This is a genomic window from Segatella asaccharophila (assembly GCF_054687055.1).
This window is the reverse complement of record NZ_BAACAN010000011.1, coordinates 61,536-80,003: the sequence shown is the minus strand read 5'-3', so window position 1 is coordinate 80,003 and position 18,468 is coordinate 61,536. Positions and strand designations below refer to the sequence as shown.

Annotated in this window: 9 protein-coding genes; 2 read left to right on the top strand and 7 right to left on the bottom strand. The window is 46.6% G+C overall.

Features of this window, described 5'->3' with window-relative positions:
- From ACYRYG_RS08465 to ACYRYG_RS08435, 7 genes are all read right to left on the bottom strand, one after another.
- Positions 1–1,783 (bottom strand): glycoside hydrolase family 3 protein (locus ACYRYG_RS08465; protein WP_460197987.1); only part of this gene is annotated, 1,783 nt, incomplete at its 3' end.
- 451 nt (positions 1,784–2,234) lie between these two features.
- Positions 2,235–6,248, bottom strand: coding sequence for a hybrid sensor histidine kinase/response regulator (locus tag ACYRYG_RS08460; RefSeq protein ID WP_460197986.1), 4,014 nt, complete (start codon positions 6,246–6,248; stop codon positions 2,235–2,237).
- A gap of 158 nt (positions 6,249–6,406) precedes the next feature.
- Positions 6,407–8,278, bottom strand: coding sequence for a hypothetical protein (locus tag ACYRYG_RS08455; protein WP_294074490.1), 1,872 nt, complete (start codon positions 8,276–8,278; stop codon positions 6,407–6,409).
- Between the two features lie 58 nt (positions 8,279–8,336).
- Positions 8,337–10,067 (bottom strand): alpha-L-rhamnosidase-related protein, encoded by a 1,731-nt coding sequence (locus tag ACYRYG_RS08450; protein WP_293418933.1) that lies wholly within the window; start codon positions 10,065–10,067, stop codon positions 8,337–8,339.
- 515 nt (positions 10,068–10,582) lie between these two features.
- Positions 10,583–11,932 (bottom strand): MFS transporter, encoded by a 1,350-nt coding sequence (locus tag ACYRYG_RS08445; RefSeq protein ID WP_293418924.1) that lies wholly within the window; start codon positions 11,930–11,932, stop codon positions 10,583–10,585.
- A 94-nt stretch (positions 11,933–12,026) separates the two neighbouring features.
- Positions 12,027–13,388, bottom strand: a complete 1,362-nt coding sequence (locus ACYRYG_RS08440) for a SpoIID/LytB domain-containing protein (protein WP_460197985.1) — start codon at positions 13,386–13,388, stop codon at positions 12,027–12,029.
- On the bottom strand, positions 13,388–15,835 hold the full coding sequence (locus ACYRYG_RS08435; RefSeq protein WP_460197984.1) for a DUF4922 domain-containing protein: 2,448 nt from the start codon (positions 15,833–15,835) through the stop codon (positions 13,388–13,390). Before ACYRYG_RS08435 ends, ACYRYG_RS08440 begins: the two co-directional genes overlap by 1 nt.
- A gap of 201 nt (positions 15,836–16,036) precedes the next feature.
- Between ACYRYG_RS08435 and rlmN the strand changes: the two genes are divergently transcribed.
- Positions 16,037–17,116 carry a dual-specificity RNA methyltransferase RlmN gene (rlmN, locus tag ACYRYG_RS08430; protein WP_460197983.1) on the top strand — a complete coding sequence of 360 codons (1,080 nt, stop codon included), beginning with the start codon at positions 16,037–16,039 and terminating at the stop codon, positions 17,114–17,116.
- 165 nt (positions 17,117–17,281) lie between these two features.
- Positions 17,282–18,463, top strand: a complete 1,182-nt coding sequence (locus ACYRYG_RS08425) for a PdxA family dehydrogenase (protein ID WP_294074494.1) — start codon at positions 17,282–17,284, stop codon at positions 18,461–18,463.
- The last annotated feature ends 5 nt before the right edge of the window (positions 18,464–18,468 follow it).

Below are 18,468 nucleotides of genomic sequence, written 5' to 3'. Positions count from 1 at the left end.
GGTATCCAACCCATATCCCCTCATCATACTTAGTATAGCCTATCGTTGACTTGTTCTTGTCAAAAACCCCTCCATTATCATTCTGAGGGAAGTTTTTCGATGACGGAACATCCTCATAAGCTACCGGGAAAGTCATCGGCAGATGACCGGAGGGACACACCTTACCGGAAAGAATATCTGCAATGGCGTTCCCGCCTTCCTCACCGGCCTGCCAGGGCAACAGGATCGCATCCGGAATATCTTTCCATGATGACGTCTCGATCACCCCACCAATATCCAGGATGACGATCAATTTCTTACCCTGAGCGTGAAAGGCTGCTGCTATATTCTTCATCGTATTGAACTCCGCAGTACTCAGTTTCCAGTCACCAGGTCCATTCAGGCGGTCACGACCCTCGCCAGAATTCCGCCTGATCGTCATTATGGCCACATCATCAACGGAAGCACGATGCCTTGCATAGGCAGGGCCGAAATCAATATCCTCATCTGCATCTTGATAGAGTTCAGCCATATCCTCATCTACCTGATAACCGGCATTCTGCAGGCCCTGGCAGATATTGATCACAAAAGGCTTGTTCACATCACCGGAGCCAAAACCATTAGCCAGAAACCCCTTATAGGAGCCTACGCCAAAAAGAGCCACCTTCTGACCTTGAGCCAAGGGCAAGGTCCGCCCATCATTCTTAAGAAGGACAATACCCTGTGCCGCCGTCTCACGGGCTACGGCTGCATGGGCTTTCAAGTCCGGAGCATTAGAAGCCTTATAGTGGCGGAAATGCGGGGTCTTGACAATATAATTCAAGATGTCCCGGACATTCCGGTTCACGACATCCATGGAAAGTCTGCCATCCTTTACAGCATTGAGAATATCCTGTACCTGGACATCGAGTCCCCATTCCATAAGATCATTCTCAGCATTTACCTGTCTGACCGTATTGCGCTGCCCTGACCAGTCTGTCATCACCATTCCCTTATAGCCGACCTCACCGCGAAGCCAGTCATGGAGCAAAGCCTTATCCTCCTGAGTTACAGAACCATTCAGAAGGTTATAAGAGGACATAATAGTCCACGGATTACCGATCTCAACAGCCAACCTGAAATTTTTCAGATAGAGTTCCCGTAATGCCCGCTGGCCGACGATGGAATTATTCTGATAACGGAACGTCTCCTGATTATTGCATATAAAATGCTTGGCAGAAGTACCCACGCCATTAGACTGGACACCAAGTATCTCATTTCCGGACATCGTGCCGCTCAAGACAGGATCCTCTGAGAAATATTCGAAGTTTCTGCCGCAAAGGGGATTACGATGAAGACACATTCCTGGAGCCAGCAGGACATCACAGCCATATTCCAGCACTTCATCTCCCATATTCCTGCCGACAGCCTTTGCACATTGCGTATCCCAGGACGAAGCGACCAGTGTGCCGATAGGATTCCCCGTAGCATAGTAAGTACGGCTGTCCCCCTTGCGTGTAGGAGAAATCCGGACTCCGGCGGGGCCATCCGTAAGCACCGTACAAGGAATACCCAAGCGGGGGATCGCTTTCGTCATACCTGCTGCACCAATATTCACTTCTGGCAAAGTGGGACCCTTCTTTCCATCTATCACCTCATAAGTTCCGCCTACAAGCAATTCAGCCTTTTCATTCAGAGTCATTGCCTTGAGAACCTGCTCTACCGAGTTCTTCCCCAGCTGAGGAACAGAATCTTTGTGTTTCGGTTTAGCTTCTCCAACTATTACGGCACACAAAAACAGAGTTAACAAGATTGTCTTTTTCATAAAATGAATTTTTTTTAATTAATTCGCTATATTTTTATAATTTTCTTGATCATACTCTCAATGACTTTAATATCAAACCTGATAACAACGCCCTTCTCCCCGGTCTGTTACCAGGAGAATATTCCACGATCAGGTATTTCTGCCTTTCCCTCAATGAAAAGAGGAACCTAAAGGCAACCTGTTATTATAAGTGGACTTCAATCAATTAATTAAAATCCGCCGCTGCTATTGATGATCATTTCAGTCGCCAACAGAGAAACTTTCTGCGGTTGAGAACTAAAACTTATGCGTTTTCTTCTGTTTTTCATCATTCTTACTTAAAGCAGGTTAATATTTTTCACTGCCAAAATTATTGCTTTTTATTTAACAATGTTATCTCAAAAAGTTCAATCTTTATCACAAATCATTCAAACCTGTCAATGACTCTGTAGCCGGCAAAAGCACAAAGTGCTCACCGACTCTCCTGGTCCTTCCTCGCTTTATATTCACTTGGCGTCATCCCATAATATTTTTTGAACAAAGCTGAGAAATAAGACTGTGTGCTAAACCCCGTCTTATTAGCAATTTCAGCCAGAGTATAAGATCCGGATTCAATGAATTTTGCAGCTGCCCTGAGTCTGTACATCCGGACATAGTCATTGGGGGACAACCCTGTAAGACCCTTGATCTTACGATAAAAAGTACTGTGGCTGAAATTCAGTTCGCTTGCCAGGACATCCACAGAGAGTTCAGAATCGTTCAGCTCTGCCTTGATCTTTTCATCCAAATGCTGAAGCAGTGCCCGGTCTGCATCATTCAAACTCTCCAACACTGCCTTCCGGTCTTCTTTCGATTTGTCAACGAGGATATGCTGCATACGTTTCCTGTTGGCAATCACTCCTCGTAAGACAGACAATAAATAATCCGGATGGAAAGGTTTGGAGATATAAATATCAGCACCGCTGTTCATGCCTTGTATATGCTCGCTGACATTACTTTTTGCGGTAAGCATGACAACAGGAATATGGCAAGTCCGGGGATCATTCTTTATCTTGTCACAGAGTTCATAACCATTCATCAGAGGCATCATGACATCCATCACGATCATATCAGGAATGCGTTCCAGCGTCTTTTCCAATCCCTCCTGACCGTTGAAAGCCTTATCAATCACATAATAGGGTTGGAGCAAATCCGAGAGAAAAGTCTGGAAATTCGGCTCGTCATCGATAATCAACAAGGAAGGTTTATCTCGATCTGGTAATGAAGCATCAGGAGAAGAGAAGCGATCATCAGTCTCAGGATAAGTATTTACTTTCTCCGTATGATCTTCCGGAATACCAGCGGGCGATACCTTCCCCTTCTCTGAATCATCAAATACATTTTCAGAAGCCGGAAGGCAGAAAAGGAAGGTGGTACCTCCGGAATCATTACATTCCGCCTTGATCATCCCCTTGTGCTTTTTCACAAGACACTTGACATAATAGAGTCCTATCCCACTTCCCGCAATAGATTCACCATTCTTCGAGCGATAGAAACGGTCAAAGATCTTATCCGCATCCTCTTTTTCGATTCCTATTCCATTATCCTCAACAGAAAAAAGAGCATAGTCAGAATCCAATACACGAGCCTGCTTGAACCGGTCTTTTATCTCCAAGGAGGTGCTCATACGCAAAGAGACCTTTATTTTTCCATTTGAAGGCGTGTACTTGAAAGCGTTGGACAACAGATTAGACAAAATCTTATCCAATTTGTCTTCATCCACATACATGATAAATTTGTCTTCAGGGCAGGAGAATGAAGTCACGATATGCTTCTCCTCGTTCTCACCCTTGAACCTATCCATTATTTTCAGTACGATGGCTATAACATCTTTCCGGCATACGGATAAGGATAACGTCTCACCCTTGAGATGTGAGAAATTGAGGATCTGTTCCACCAGCATCATCAGGTGCTTGATATTCTCCTCCATCAGAGACATGTATTCACCTTCCTTTTTCGTAAAATGCCTACTTTTTCTTAATTCACAGAATGGGCCATAGATCAAGCTCAGAGGCGTTCTCAGTTCATGGGATACATTCTCGAAGAAATTGATTTTTGCCTGGTTCAATTCCCGTTCCTTGACCAGGGTCTGTTTCGACAGTTTTATCTTCTCCTTGTCAAGATGGTAATTGATATAAAACCGCATGCCTGCATACAGGCAATACAGGATGATGATGAGATAGATCAGAATAGCCCACCACGTGGCCCAAGGAGCAGGCGGAATGACGATCTTCAAAGTAGCCAGTTTACTGTTCCAGCAACCCGAATTATCAGCTGCCTTCACTTTCAGAATATAAGTTCCGGAAGGAAGATCACTGAATTTAACGGTATGATTGGTGGAAGGAGTGCTCCATTTCTTTTCATATCCGTCCAAGATATAACTATATTGCAAACTGTTGGCCGAAGAGTAATCAAAACCCATGAAAGATACCGTAAAGGAATTCTCATGGTAATTCAATTTCAGTGCCTTATGCAGATCAGCGGTATGATACATCCGGTCATCTGTCTCCAGACTTTCTATGATAAAAGGAATATCATCATGTAACGTATTGATTTTAAGGGGTGAAAACGAGGTAATGCCATGATTCCCCATGAAATATAAGATTCCTCTGTCAAAATAGACCGCCCGCTCATGGTATTGGTTGCCCAGCAATCCGTCCTTTGTAAAATAGTTCATGAATGAAGAACCCGTAAAATGCGACAGCCCGTATGAGGTACTCAACCACAAGACCCGACGGATGGGATCCTCAACGATGGACAAGACATCATTACTAGGCAATCCATTAGCCATTGTATAGATTTTACATGAACCCGTATGCATATCACAACGCATCATTCCGTTACCATAAGTGCCCAGCCATATCACATTCCTCGAATCTTCATAAATATAAATGACTGATTTCAGGAATGACTGACAATTCACATCTTTCGTATAAAGTAATGGATGGATATGCCCGCTGCGATCCCCCACATAAACATTATCTCCATAACAGGAAAACACATATTTTCCGGAATGTAACTGCCGGAGAAAGGTAACATTTGCATCCTCCGGAACGGAAAAGCGGAACGGTCTGACAAAAGTACCTCTTTTCGAAGCTGCCGGTGACATCCAGATGCCGCCATTCCCTTCACAGACAATCCAGATATTGCCTGCTCTGTCTTGGGTAACATAACGGGGTTTCACGATTTCCTTATATTCCCCTATCAGGGAAGTTGTATGCCTTGTGTCAAAACAATACAGGGCATCCACAGTAGCCACCCATAGCCGGTCCCGTGAATCATGAAAGCAACAGGCAATGGCTGACTCCTTATCCGTGAGGTGCAGATTCAGTAACATCCGGTCAGTATCCGTCTTCCGGTTATATTCATGCAGTCCGTTATGGCGCGTTGCGATCCAGTAACGGTCTTTCCCGTCCCCGGTCATAAAGGTCACGAACTGATTCCGGAAATGCTTGTCCAGCATCTCATCCCAATCAAACGTACGCTTGACGATCGGTATGAACAAATAACCTTCCTCAAAGGTTCCGATCCATATATTTGACTGTCTGTCAACCATGAGTGACGTGATATTGTAAACACTGTTGACATCCTTGATCTTCCTTTTTACGAAAGAACCATTATGCTTATCATAAAGGGACAAGGTCATGTCACGAGTAAGAAAATAGAGACGCCGGTCAGCAGTAACATTGATCAGGACAATATCACCTTCCTCCGTCAACAGTCTTTTGGTAACTCTCCTTGTTCTGGAATTAAAAAGTACGATTGCCTTGTTTGACATCAAGGCAAACAACTGGTTCTTTTCCGGTCCCCTGAAAACCATCGAGAGGTCTGGATAACGAGCGATGATACGGTCCCTGTAAGGATTAAAGACCACCGTTCCCCTCCTCTGGCCTAATGAAAGCCACAACATCCCTTTATCATCACAGCAAATTCCGCTAACCTGTCCCTTCAACTGAGGAATATATAAAGAATAAATCCTGTCCTTTCTCCTATCCACATAAGACAGGTAATTAAAAGTGCGACAACCCAGCCATATCCTACCGTCTCTGCCATCTTCCGCACAAGTAAAATTAAATTCTCCTACAGGTCCCCTTAAACGGGTAAAGCTCCCGGAAAAACGATTGAACAGATCAACGCTGAATCTGGTAAATACCAATAGCTCACCTTTTGACGATACATGCAAGAAATAGGTATTATCATCTGATAAGGAACTTCCGGAAGAAGTATGAAAATAGAAGCATGATTTCTTATAAGCATCAATACGATTCAATCCCCGGGAAGTAGCCATCCAGATATACCCGACACTGTCCTGTACAATACTTTGAACATGCAGATTAGAAATGTCCATGCCTATCCCATAAGATGGCTGTAAATCCTGTGCCGATACAAGACTGGCGCCTGTAAAGAACAGGAGCATAAGGATCATCTGTAATCTAAAAGTCTTCATGATAACATTTTATTCCAATAAGAGATATGCAAATATAAACATAAAACAGGACAAACCATTAAAACTTTAGAAAAAAGGTTACCTTAGCTTAATTTTAACACAGGATAAGTATCCATCCAGGACTGTTTTTTGAAGAACGGATCCGGTACACGGCTGCATCATTCCTTATAAACATAGTTAAAACGACCACCGGGAGCAGTATCACCACTCACATAAAAGTCCATGATATTCCCTTCATCCTGCATATTGTCATTCCATTTGAATTCCATATTCAACTTACCCGGCTTTGCCTGCAAGACACGTCGTGGTATTGAAAACACGAGCACATTTCCCTTCACGACAAATTTACATTTAGCCACTTCGCTCCACATCCATTTGTTCTTGTCATTCTTCTCTACGATCACTTTCCCCCTTCTCGGACTCACCCGGTTAACCATAAAGTCATAGCCATTCCACCCTGTGGATTTATCCCGGTCTATATCGATAAAAAGCATCATCCAGTTTTTATCCTTAGGAGAGGTCAGCGCATCGGCTGTCTGTACATAGAAGTAGACATTCTTGCTGTCCCGTGCTACCTTAGCCCCGACGATATCATTACGTCCTGAGTTGTCAACATAATAATTATCTCCTCTTCCCTTTGAATCTCTATGAAAAGTATTCCCACGATAGGCACGATAGAAGGGAAGGACAGAATCCCAATCATGAATCCGCTTCAGATGAATGGTTTTCATGCCGGATACCGGGGCAGGCTTATCCATCCCCTTGAACCTGCGGATATTATCGACGAGTTGAAGATAGTACACATCGCCCTTGTCTCCCCATCCCTTGTTGGGTTCAATGTCACGGCTGCAATTCCAGTTATATTCATCGACAAAGGAAAACGGTTGGCCGTTCCAGCCGTCTTTAGGAAGCCATTGGCCGGCTATATATTCATTCCAACCGGTCACGAAAACAAGTTCAGGATCGAGATGAAAAGCACGATCCCACTGTTCCTGGAAATTCCAGCCGTAGAGATAACCGTCTATACGAGGATCAAATCCATGCTGCATACTGAAATTCCTTCCATAAGCATCCTTCACATTAAAAGCACTGCAGTGCCCTTTACTTGCCGGACTTGTATTCTGGGCCACACCGACCGGGACTTCTTCATATTTTCCATCCGAGGAAGCCACATAGCCATGCTGGGGATAGACCTCCAGCCATCCCCACTGGTCATTACGGGAAGGTCCGTCGACATAATCCGGTTGTCCCGGACGGAAGGTAAAGAATGATGCGATGGCACGATCCTCTGGCGACTGGGTCAGATTATCCGGATAGGCCATGATACAAGGCTTACCCTTCCACATAAACCATAAATTGGAATAACGCCCCGGCTTGTAGACATCACGATACAACTGACGTAAAGAGGACAAGGAATAAGAAGCAGGAGAAAAAGGCAGCATAAAGGCTATCTTTGGTACATTTACCCCATCTTTCTGTGCCTTGTCCCATGTTTTCATCAGCGCCTCGTATGAATCTTTCCAGGTAATATCACCATTGGTACAATCAAAGAAGACGACGTCAACGCCGGCATCTGCAAGCATCTCTGCATGTTTGCGGAGCACCCACTCATCGGTCGTTTTGTAATAACCGAAAAGAGGTTGCTCCCAGTAATAAAAAAACGGACGGTTATTGCCCCATGCCGGATTATTATAGTCTCTCATCGCCTCCGGATGCTTCCGCACAATCTCCGTAATATTCCTTACTTTGAACGGAGCATCATTGCCCTGATGCCATGTCCAGTAGAACAAAGCTACAAATTTATCCTTCTTCTTGCCGCCGACCTCCTGATAGTCAGGTGCCTTTCGGCCCAATGCATCCGTCACGGCCCAGTCATCACTGATAGTGGTCTGGGAATAGGCCTGCCTACTCATACCGGCAAGGCACAAGAACAGGCAACAAACAAACACATCCTTACTTTTCATCATCAAATTATTGCTGTTTTTCATTCTTTCCTTCAAACTGTGGTCATCGTAATACGACTTAACCATTGACCGTATGTTCTGAATATCCTCCTACAAAACTTTCACCAGTACAGCTAAGAACTTTCTATTCATGGTCAGATTTTCTTATGATCTTCACCTCCTTAGGAGCTGAAATTTCAGATATAATCTTTCCCTCAGCATTCTTATGATGTTCTATCTTTATTATTCCGTATGGTGTGGGATAAGTACCCTTCACCCATTGCAGATCGCCCAGATGCGGATCTATCAGCACTTCCTTACATCCCGGTTCCAGCACTTTCACTCCCAAGACATACTCACTCAGCCAACTCGTCGGACCAGAGGCCCATCCGTGGCAAAGGGAATGACGAAAACCTTTATAACAGTAATTTCCATAACATTTATGTACGTCTATTTTCCCTTCAGGAACGAGCTCATCGATACGTCCGGCATTTTTCATCCAGTCAATATTAAAATCTTCCCAGAATGTAGTTGCTCCTAAGTCCAGCATCCCGCCCCAGTACTGACTGATAATGTTCATGGCTCCCTGATAATCTCCGGCTTTAGCCATAGCCAGCAGCATATAATAGCCATAGAAAGTGGAAAAACCTTCCGCTCCGCCGACAGAGATCACCTTCCGGTCAGCCTTTTTGGCGTTCATCGTACCGGCAAGGGACATCAGGGCCGCAGCCTGTTTCGACTTATTACAATCGGGGATATACTTCCGTAGGCGGGCCACAGACATCTGGCATTTATGCGCCATCTCTGGTTCTCCTAAATATCCGCACAATTTCTCTCCCGTCTGCATTGCAAGGACCATCAAAGCCTGCAAACCGGCATCCACCCCCTTCGGATTGGTGCTGGAAGGCCAGTCCAAAAACCTTCCTCCATCCAGCTTTTCCTTCCCGTCCGGACCGATCTTGTCCATCAGCAAGTTAAGCAAAGACAGGATATAAGCATGTTGCTGTTCCAGATAGTTCTTGTCTCCATTATGCATATACCAGCGGTATTGCGTCAGCAGCCACCAGATAGAATAAGAGCTGTAGCCATTCATCCATTGAGGAATAGGATACAGATCCCTGCTCAGATCCAGACTCCTGGGGACAACATCGGTATAGCCGAACACCGTATTCACGGTTTCTACTTCCGGGTAGATATCTCCTATCCATACCAGCCGGTCTCGCTTGATGCCATCCCACAGATAGTTTTGCAAATTCAGTTGAACGGTATAGGCACCGGTCATCCATATCTTGTTTAAACGTTCATTACTGCATTCAAACGAGCCCTGATAAGGCAGGTCATTATACATGAAGGAGGCTCTGACTTCCCTCAGCAGCAGATCCGTATCCTCGCCCAGCAGGTCAATCCGTACAAACCGGAAACCGGAATTGCCATAATTGGCTACTCCCAGCCATGGCAGGTCTAGATCGAAATCCCGGATAGCATGATCATTTGTCGCTCCATTTTTACCGTCAATGTCTGACATTGCTTCTGAAGCCGACTCGCCGAACCGTACCCTTACTTTCACGTCATGTGTAAGTGACTCACCGGTTACGATCTGAATTCCGCCCTGCAGTTCCCTTCCGAAATCAAGGAGGAAGGACACTCTTCCGGTCTTGCCGTTTTTTAAATGGCAATAGCCCTTATCAGACAATACTGCCTGCCCGATACCTGGTTTCAGAAGACAATCGAGTCCGGAAACCGTTGCATGTCCTGTAACACTCTTCCAGACGATACGCCTGGGGGCAATATAAGCAATTGTCCTGGATTCATACTGTGCCGTATCATTCCCCCATACTGGAGGTAAATGATGCTGGGCAAAAAGAGACTGAGACATCATTGACATTATCATTATTACGAATGACAAACGAAGAGATCTAAAGTATTTCATGTTATCATAGATTTACGGATTGACTACGTTTTCAGGATAGCAAAGGTAAAAAATGCAACATGAACCTATTATCTTAAATTCTTCATTTATTATCATTTTTCTGTCATAACACCCCTCCAAGTAGTGAAGAAATGGGATAACGAGTGAATATGATCTGGATGACAACTATCCACACGTACTTGGGGTCAAATAATATTGTTGTTTTTTAACGATAAGAAAGAATCATAGTCACCGATTCTCACGACAATGGTCACTTGTGGCCGAAATGGTGCATTTCGCCCCCCCCACGAGGATACCACCCGGAATCAGGTGTCAAGGTCAGTGATTTTAAGGCCTTAAAATCATATACTGAAAAAACCACAATATTATTTGAACCATTTTATTCCTGAAACATAATAAGATTGTTAAAAACCCAACTTTATAAAATGATCTCGTACTTGCCCGATGACAAAACTGAGAATTTATTCATCACCCATCTTTTCTTCCTCTTCAAGTCCGTCTTCTTCCTTCTTCTTGCCAAATTCAGGATCAATCTTCAGAAAGGAAGAAACTATAAAAGTAAGGGAGCAAACACACATAACAATAATGAAGAAATGACGGTAACCAACCAGTTCCTGAAGTGCACCGGCAAAAAGGCCGGGGATCATCATGGACAGCGCCATCAGGGCTGTACATAAAGCATAATGACTGGTCTTGAATGCTCCCTGACTATAATAGATGAGATAGAGCATATAAGCCGTAAAACCAAACCCATAACCAAACTGCTCGAAAAAGATACAAACATTCACTATGATAAGACTTGAAGGCAGGGCATAACTTAAATAGACATATACGAAATTGGGTAATGTGATGGCACAGACCATTGGCCATAGCCATTTCTTCAGACCATCCTTGCCGGCACAGAATCCTCCCAGGATTCCTCCCAGGGTCAGGCCGATGACGCCCACCGTTCCCTGGACCAGCCCGTACTCCTGAGGTGACAGCCCCAGCCCGCCGTTATGGGGGGCATCTATCAGGAACAGCGCCGAGACCTTGGTGAGCAAGCCTTCCGGAACACAGTAAAGAAAGATGAACAGCAAACTGAAAACCACTTCTTTCAGCGGAATCTTGGTGACAAAGGTGGCACCGGTCTCCTTCAATCCCTTCCACATACCGGACACTTCCCCCCGGTTTTTCACATCTTCCCTGGGATGAGGCAGGATGTAGCTGTGCCAAAGCCATAAAACCAGGAAAAGTCCCATTACGCCATAGAAGAGCAAACTCCAGGAAAAAGGTATGTTATTCCGGAAAATGACCTGCAGGTTACCGGCGATCATCACCAGAATACCCTGACCGAAAATTGTCGCAAGACGATAGAACGTGGAACGGATACCGACGAACCACGTCTGGTCATGCTCATTCAATCCTAACATATAAAAGCCATCTGCGGCAATATCATGCGTCGCACTGGCAAAGGCCATTACCCAGAAGAAGAAAAGGGATCCCTGCAGCCAGAATGTCGTAGGAATAGTAAAGGCAACTCCACCAAAAGCTGCACCGATCAGAAGTTCCATCGCCACGACCCACCACCGCTTGGTCTTGACCAGGTCTATGAACGGGCTCCACAAAGGTTTGATCACCCATGGCAGATAGAGCCAGGAAGTATAGAAAGTGATCTTCGCATTACTCAGTCCTAACTGCTTGTAGAGGATGATAGAAATGGTCATCACAGCCACATAAGGCAAACCTTCTGCAAAATAAAGGGAAGGTACCCATGCCCAGGGCTTAGCAGAACTGTGCTTTGCGGGAAGATCTTGCATTTGATTGTTCATTGTATATAACCTATTCGATGCTCCCAGGAAAATGATCTGAAAGAGACCCCTGTCTTGTCTCACTCATCCTCAGCCTGGCATCCTTACCTGACCTCTATGAGTAAATCTTCAATATCTCTGCATCCCGATAATAATGAAGAAGAATCTGATCAAAGGAATAACCCTTCTCTCCCATCACGGCTGCACCTATCTGGCAGAGTCCTACTCCATGCCCCCAACCGGCACCGAGGATACGGAAGCGGGCTGGAACATCATGGGTGTCTGCCTCCAGCCGATCAACGACAAACGCAGAACTGTACAGATGGCTTGTACTCAGCACACGGCGGATTTCCAACTCCTTACCGATGATAAGAGTCCGCTTCGTCCCGACGATTCTCAACTTTGACAATCGTCCGCTCTTGCCACGTTCTACTGGTTGCAAGTCCTTGATGTCACCGAAATCCATATCCAGTCTGGTGGAAATCAGTTTGCGGATCTGTTGCTGGGTATACTCTATGGTCCAGCGATAAAAGTCCTTGGTTTCCTGGTCATAGTCATTCAACACCTGACTCAGTATTCCAGGATCCTGTGTGTTGCAGAATGCCTCCGGCTGAGAACGGATCCAGCGGTCGGCCTCAGCCTCTATGGTCAAATCGGGAAAATTGCCAGACGCTTTTCCGTCAGCATCCCGTACGGCCGTGAGATAAGGCTTCTTCGTATCCTCCCAACAGTATTGGAACTCTTCACTTATCCCTCCACAGCATTTGGAGAAACGGGCATCACAGATAGCCCCCTCATCCACGAGGATCATCCCCCGTGTCAGACGTATAGCCTCGGCCACAGCCGGGGAGGTTTCCCTCGTGATCCCTTCATAGCGCTGGCAGTGATCATCTGCACAGACATCAAAGAGCGTATGATCATCACGGTCATACCAGCGGATGAGTTCGTCTTGACCTTTTGTATTAGACAAATCCTGATGACCGGATGTCTCCGGAGCCTGCCTGCGCTTCTCCATCTGAGCCAGCAGCCAACTCCTGGAGATGACTGCATGGGCCTTGAGGAGTTCCAAGGAAGAGGTGGCACTCATCTCACTCGAAATGACACTCTTCAAATACTCCTCAACCGGAAGTTCATTTATCGCACAGACTTTATCCCCATTGATGACCAGCCGGAGTGTTCCTGGAAAAGTCTGGGTTTCCTTCCTCTCCCAGTGAAATCCTATCCCGATAATGACATTATCAAGGGAGAATGAGGCAACGGTACTCCGGGGAGAAAAAGTCAGTCGGGAGTAAACGCTCCCTTGCCAGAGGATTTTACCCTCTGAAAATTCAACGTGCTGTTCGCCGGTAACCTCCTGACCCTCGACCGAATAACTTCCTTTCAGGATAAAATGAATCTGTGCCGCCGAAACTATTCCGACGGTCACCTCCGGCTCTTTATGATGAGAAACGACCGGAGAAGAAAATATCTTGTGCATCAGGCCTCCCTTTCTCTGCCCTTCTGCAACTGGGCAGCTACACGGTCCATGTTTTCCTGACTCTCTCCACACTCCTGCAGAATGGCCGAAGCCTGATCAGGAGTAAGTCGCTCAAAATCGCCCTCACGAGGGGTTATGATCAGCCCTGACATATCCAGGGCCCCCGGTGAGACAAGAACCTGACGGTCTCCCTCGGCAAAGTAACAATCCGGACGGTGCTTCCTCCGGGGGATAACGACAGAGAGGTAGTCATCCCCATCCTTCCACGAAACGATATTCATCATCGGCTCCGGATGAGAGGTGCCAGGGCCACAAGGTCTCAGGGCCTCCAGCGCCTTGTAAAGACGTGAGAACAAGCGCTGGTCACCTTCCTCACTTCGGCTCCGAATCACGAAGAAGGGGATGACAAAGTGACGGCAGATGCCTGTTTTCTCCTTATCATTCAACGTGTCTACCGTTTCCACGGTAGGACTCAACTGATTCCAATTAACTTGCAAAGGCAACAGCCCACTGGTCCCACCCTGCAGGTGGGCATGATCGGGAGCAGAGGCACCACACTCCGGGCCGTTGTAGAAGACCATCAGAGGGGAATAGCGTTCCAGAAGGCGGTGAATCTCCGGATAACTTTCCGAGATCCGCTGGGGCTGATGCTTTTGCATCGGAATGGTAAAATGAACCGGTAATATGGGAAAGGGGTTGACCAGCAGTTCAAAACCGTTGTCCTGTGGCAGAACCATCTGCTCTTCGGGACGATTCTCAGAACAGAGAAAGCAAGGGCGCTTCGCCAGGGTGTTACGGTCAATCTTTGCACCGGTAGAGACCATTCTTGCCGGATTAAACTGTAACCGGAGATCGGCACCCAGCGTACGGGTCTGCACATGGGATAAATCTTGATACCGCTTGGCTGCTGCAGGCCAGGCTTCCAACTGGCGGTCAAAAAAACGGATCAAAGGGTCTCCAACTGAATCGTCACGACCGGAATTCAACCGTTCACGAGCCATTATCTCTATCGTCCGCAGACGATCTTTGTATAAGTTATTTGCATTGGTCTTCTCCACACTCAGATTTGCGTCACTGTTTCCGCCCCACCGCCGACACAGGTAAAGTTCATCAAAAATCCGGCCGATCAGGTAACGACGGCTCACCGCCAGCCCCACTGCATAATCTTCCCCATAACTGGTATTTGGAAAACCAATCTGGCGGATGACGGGAGTGAAGAAGGCACGGGGAGCTCCAAGGCCATTGATGCGAAGTGCATTATTGCACCCATTGTCATCCGTCCATTCTTTATGGTCAATGAGCCCTGGAGGCAGGGTATGAAGGTTGAAATCGCACATCCGGTAAGAGCCGATCACCATAGCTACCTTCTGCTGACGGAAGGCATCCACTATGTGCTGTAAGGTTTCCGGGGAGGAGTAGAGATCATCGGAATCCAACTGGATGGCAAAACGACCGCAGGCTTTGTTGTTGACCGCTTCATTCCAGCATCCGCCGATACCTAGATCTGTACGCTCGGGCACGATCTGGATCAGTTGTCCTGAAGGTCCCTCTTCTGCATGACCGGAAAGGACCAGTTGATCCAGAATATTTCCGGTATGGTCAGTGGAATGGTTATTGATGACAATAACATTATAAGGAAATGAAGTCTTCTGGCTCAGAGCACTCTTCACCGCGTCAGCGATGGTCTTCTCACGATTGAACACAGGTATGATCACAGAGGCCTCGACCGTAAATTTTTCTTTGTCAAAATCTGGCTTCAGGTTCTTTGAGGGGTCGACCAAGGCGCCGATCTTCCGCAGATGGGCCGTCACCGACTGTTCCATCTCTAACTGCACGGCACGGTTTCCGGGATCAACATAGTCAAACTGTTTTTCGCCACTCCGTCGTGTGTCCTTTTCCTCCTCAGTATACAAGTATTCATTCAGATGAAAAAGCAGTCCGCCCTCACGACTCAGGAACAGCCTCAGGTCATACAGAGCGGCATACCGGTAATCTGCGGCAGCACCTCCGGAAGACCGGCGGGCGATATATTCATGCAACTTGGATGACTGGATCAGCAGTAAGGAACCGAAATCAAAGTCATCCCTTACGCTTCCTGTCTGATAGTCAATACAAGGGTGCTGCAAACGATGTCCGCCGGATACCGAATAGCGGTCGCAGTAAACCATGGCAGCACCGCTCTCACGGGCAACCGTCAACAGCCGGCGCAGGGCATTCTGACCCAAAGACAAAGGTGTGGGCTGCGTGCAGAGCAGGACATAGTCAGCTTCTGTCCGTGACTCAATCTGACAGATGGCAGCTGACGAAGCCAGACGGCCTGAGACTTCACGGCCCTCATCCTCTACGATAACACGATGAACCAGACAATCTCCGGAAAATGCTCTCAGTGTTGCTTCTGCCAACTGTGGCATAGCATGGGGTACGAAACAATCTATTTGTTCTCTCATGAAATATTGGTGCTTTAAAGGGTTGACATACGGAATGGCAGAGTATCAGGCTATTACGTCCTTGAGTGATAAGGATTACGGACAGGTGGAGTTCCCCTCTTGCCGGCCTCTTCCTGCATACCATAGCGCAAAGTTAACAAAAATCTGTAAAATCAACGTCATTCTATAATAAAATCCACCAAAAATGACTATCTTTGCACTATGAATGAAGAAAAAAGACCGCTTCTGGGCATGACACTCCCTGAACTGAAGACAGCCGTGCAAGAATTGGGAATGCCTGCTTTCACGGGCACACAAATCGCTCAATGGCTCTACACACGGCATGTCAAGAGTATCGGGGAGATGACCAATCTCTCTAAGGCTAACCGCGCCAAACTCGCGGAGGCTTACCGTATCGGCTGCGCTGAACCCCTGGAGAGCACAAAGTCCAAAGACGGCACGATCAAATATCTCTTCCCCGTAGAAACGGAAAGAGCATCAAAAATTCCGGATACAACACAGAAATGTGTAGAGTCCGTCTTTATCCCCGAGGAACATAACAGGGCAACATTATGTGTTTCCTGTCAGGTAGGATGCCAGATGAATTGCCTTTTCTGCCAGACAGGCAAACAGGGATTTCATGGTAATCTAACCGCTACCGATATCCTTAACCAGATTTATTCCCTTCCGGAAGTAGACCAGCTCACGAACATCGTATTCATGGGACAGGGAGAACCGATGAACAACCTTGATAATGTCCTCCGCTCTACAAAAATCCTGACCGCTGACTACGGATGGGGATGGAGCCCGAAACGTATTACCGTGAGCAGCGTGGGGATCAAAGATAAACTGAAACGTTTTCTGGATGAGAGTGAATGCCAGGTGGCCATCAGCTTGCATTCCCCGATCCCGGAACAACGCGCACAACTGATGCCGGCACAAAGGGAAATGGACATCCGGAGTATCATCGGACTGTTGAGGAAATATGATTTCTCTCATCAACGGAGACTGAGCTTTGAATACATCCTCTTCAAAGGGATCAATGACTCCATGACACACGCAAGAGAACTCGTCAAACTCCTTGATGGTCTGGACTGCCACGTGAACCTTCTGCATTTCCACCCGATTCCTGACGTGTCCCTTCATGGAACGGATACGGAAAAGATGGAAACCTTCCGGGATTATCTGAACCATCATGGCATCATCGCTACCATTCGTGTCTCCAGAGGCCAAGATATAGAGGCAGCCTGCGGATTGCTCACGACAGCCAGGGAACAAAAGAAAACGCAAAACAAATCCTGACCGCTCAGAGAAACCACTTCGCTGATCTGACATACTTCCTGCATAAAAGGTCTCTCCTGCAGTTTTACCTTATTATAGGCTACGTATAGAAAAAGAAGCAACTATGAGTTTTACCCTGTTGAAAGGATTCACTCAAAGTTACAATAATATACAAAATTAATCAATATGGAAGATAGAAAGATTCGTGTGGCTATTACACACGGCGACACAAATGGCATCGGATATGAACTTATCTTTAAAACCTTTGAAGAACCGGCCATGCTGGAACTCTGTACGCCAATTATTTACGGATCACCAAAGGCTGCTGTCTATCATCGTAAAGTTTTAAACCTGAACACTCCGTTCTCTATCATCAATACTCCCGATGAAGCGAAAGACGGCCGTATCAATTTACTGGCCACATACGAAGAGGAAACTAAGATAGATCTCGGGCAGGCAACGCCTGAATCGGGAACAGCAGCAATAAAGGCCCTTGACAGGGCAATGAGTGACTTCCGAGAGGAAGCTTATGACGTACTGGTCACCGCGCCGATCAACGATTCCAACATACAGGTAGAAGGCTATCCCTTTCCTGGAGATACTCAATATCTGGAGACTTGTATAGGAGAAGGAAAGAAGGCTCTTGTCATCCTTATCAACGGACAGGTCCGGATAGCCTGCCTGACAGAGGGAATGAGCATGAAGGACGTCCCTGGAGCAATCACGAAAGAAAATGTCAAGGATAAGGCCAGGTTGTTTTTCACTACGTTAAAAAGAGATTTCAGAATTTCTAATCCTCGTATTGCCGTACTGGCCCTGAATCCAAGAACGAATGAAGACGGAAGGTTCGGGAAAGAAGAAGAGGATGCCATTATCCCAGCTATCAATGAACTGGCTGATGAAGGGGTGGAAGCCTTCGGTCCTTACCCGGCTGATGATTTCTTCGGAGCAGGGTCTTTCTCGGCTTTTGACGGTGTACTGGCCATGTACCATGACCAGGGATTCGCTCCCTTCAAGGCGCTCTCACCGGACTATGGAGTCCTTTACCATGCCGGCCTGCCTCTGATCGCCACGGCCAGTGATCAGACGGTGGAATATGACAAGGCGGGGAAAAACGTAGAAGACCCCGACAATTTCCGGCATGCGATCTATCTTGCCATAGATGCTTTCAGAAACCGCACCAGTTATGATGAGGCCTCTTCACATCCGTTGGAAAAGCTCTACCACGAGAAACGGGACGAGAGTGAGAAAACGCGCTTCGGCATACCGAAAAAGCACTCCGGCACCCCATTTACAGACAAGAAATCGACCGCTCCTTTCACCGTAAAGGAGCCACAGAATACTCCTCACCCAACCTCTGACAACTGAGCAAT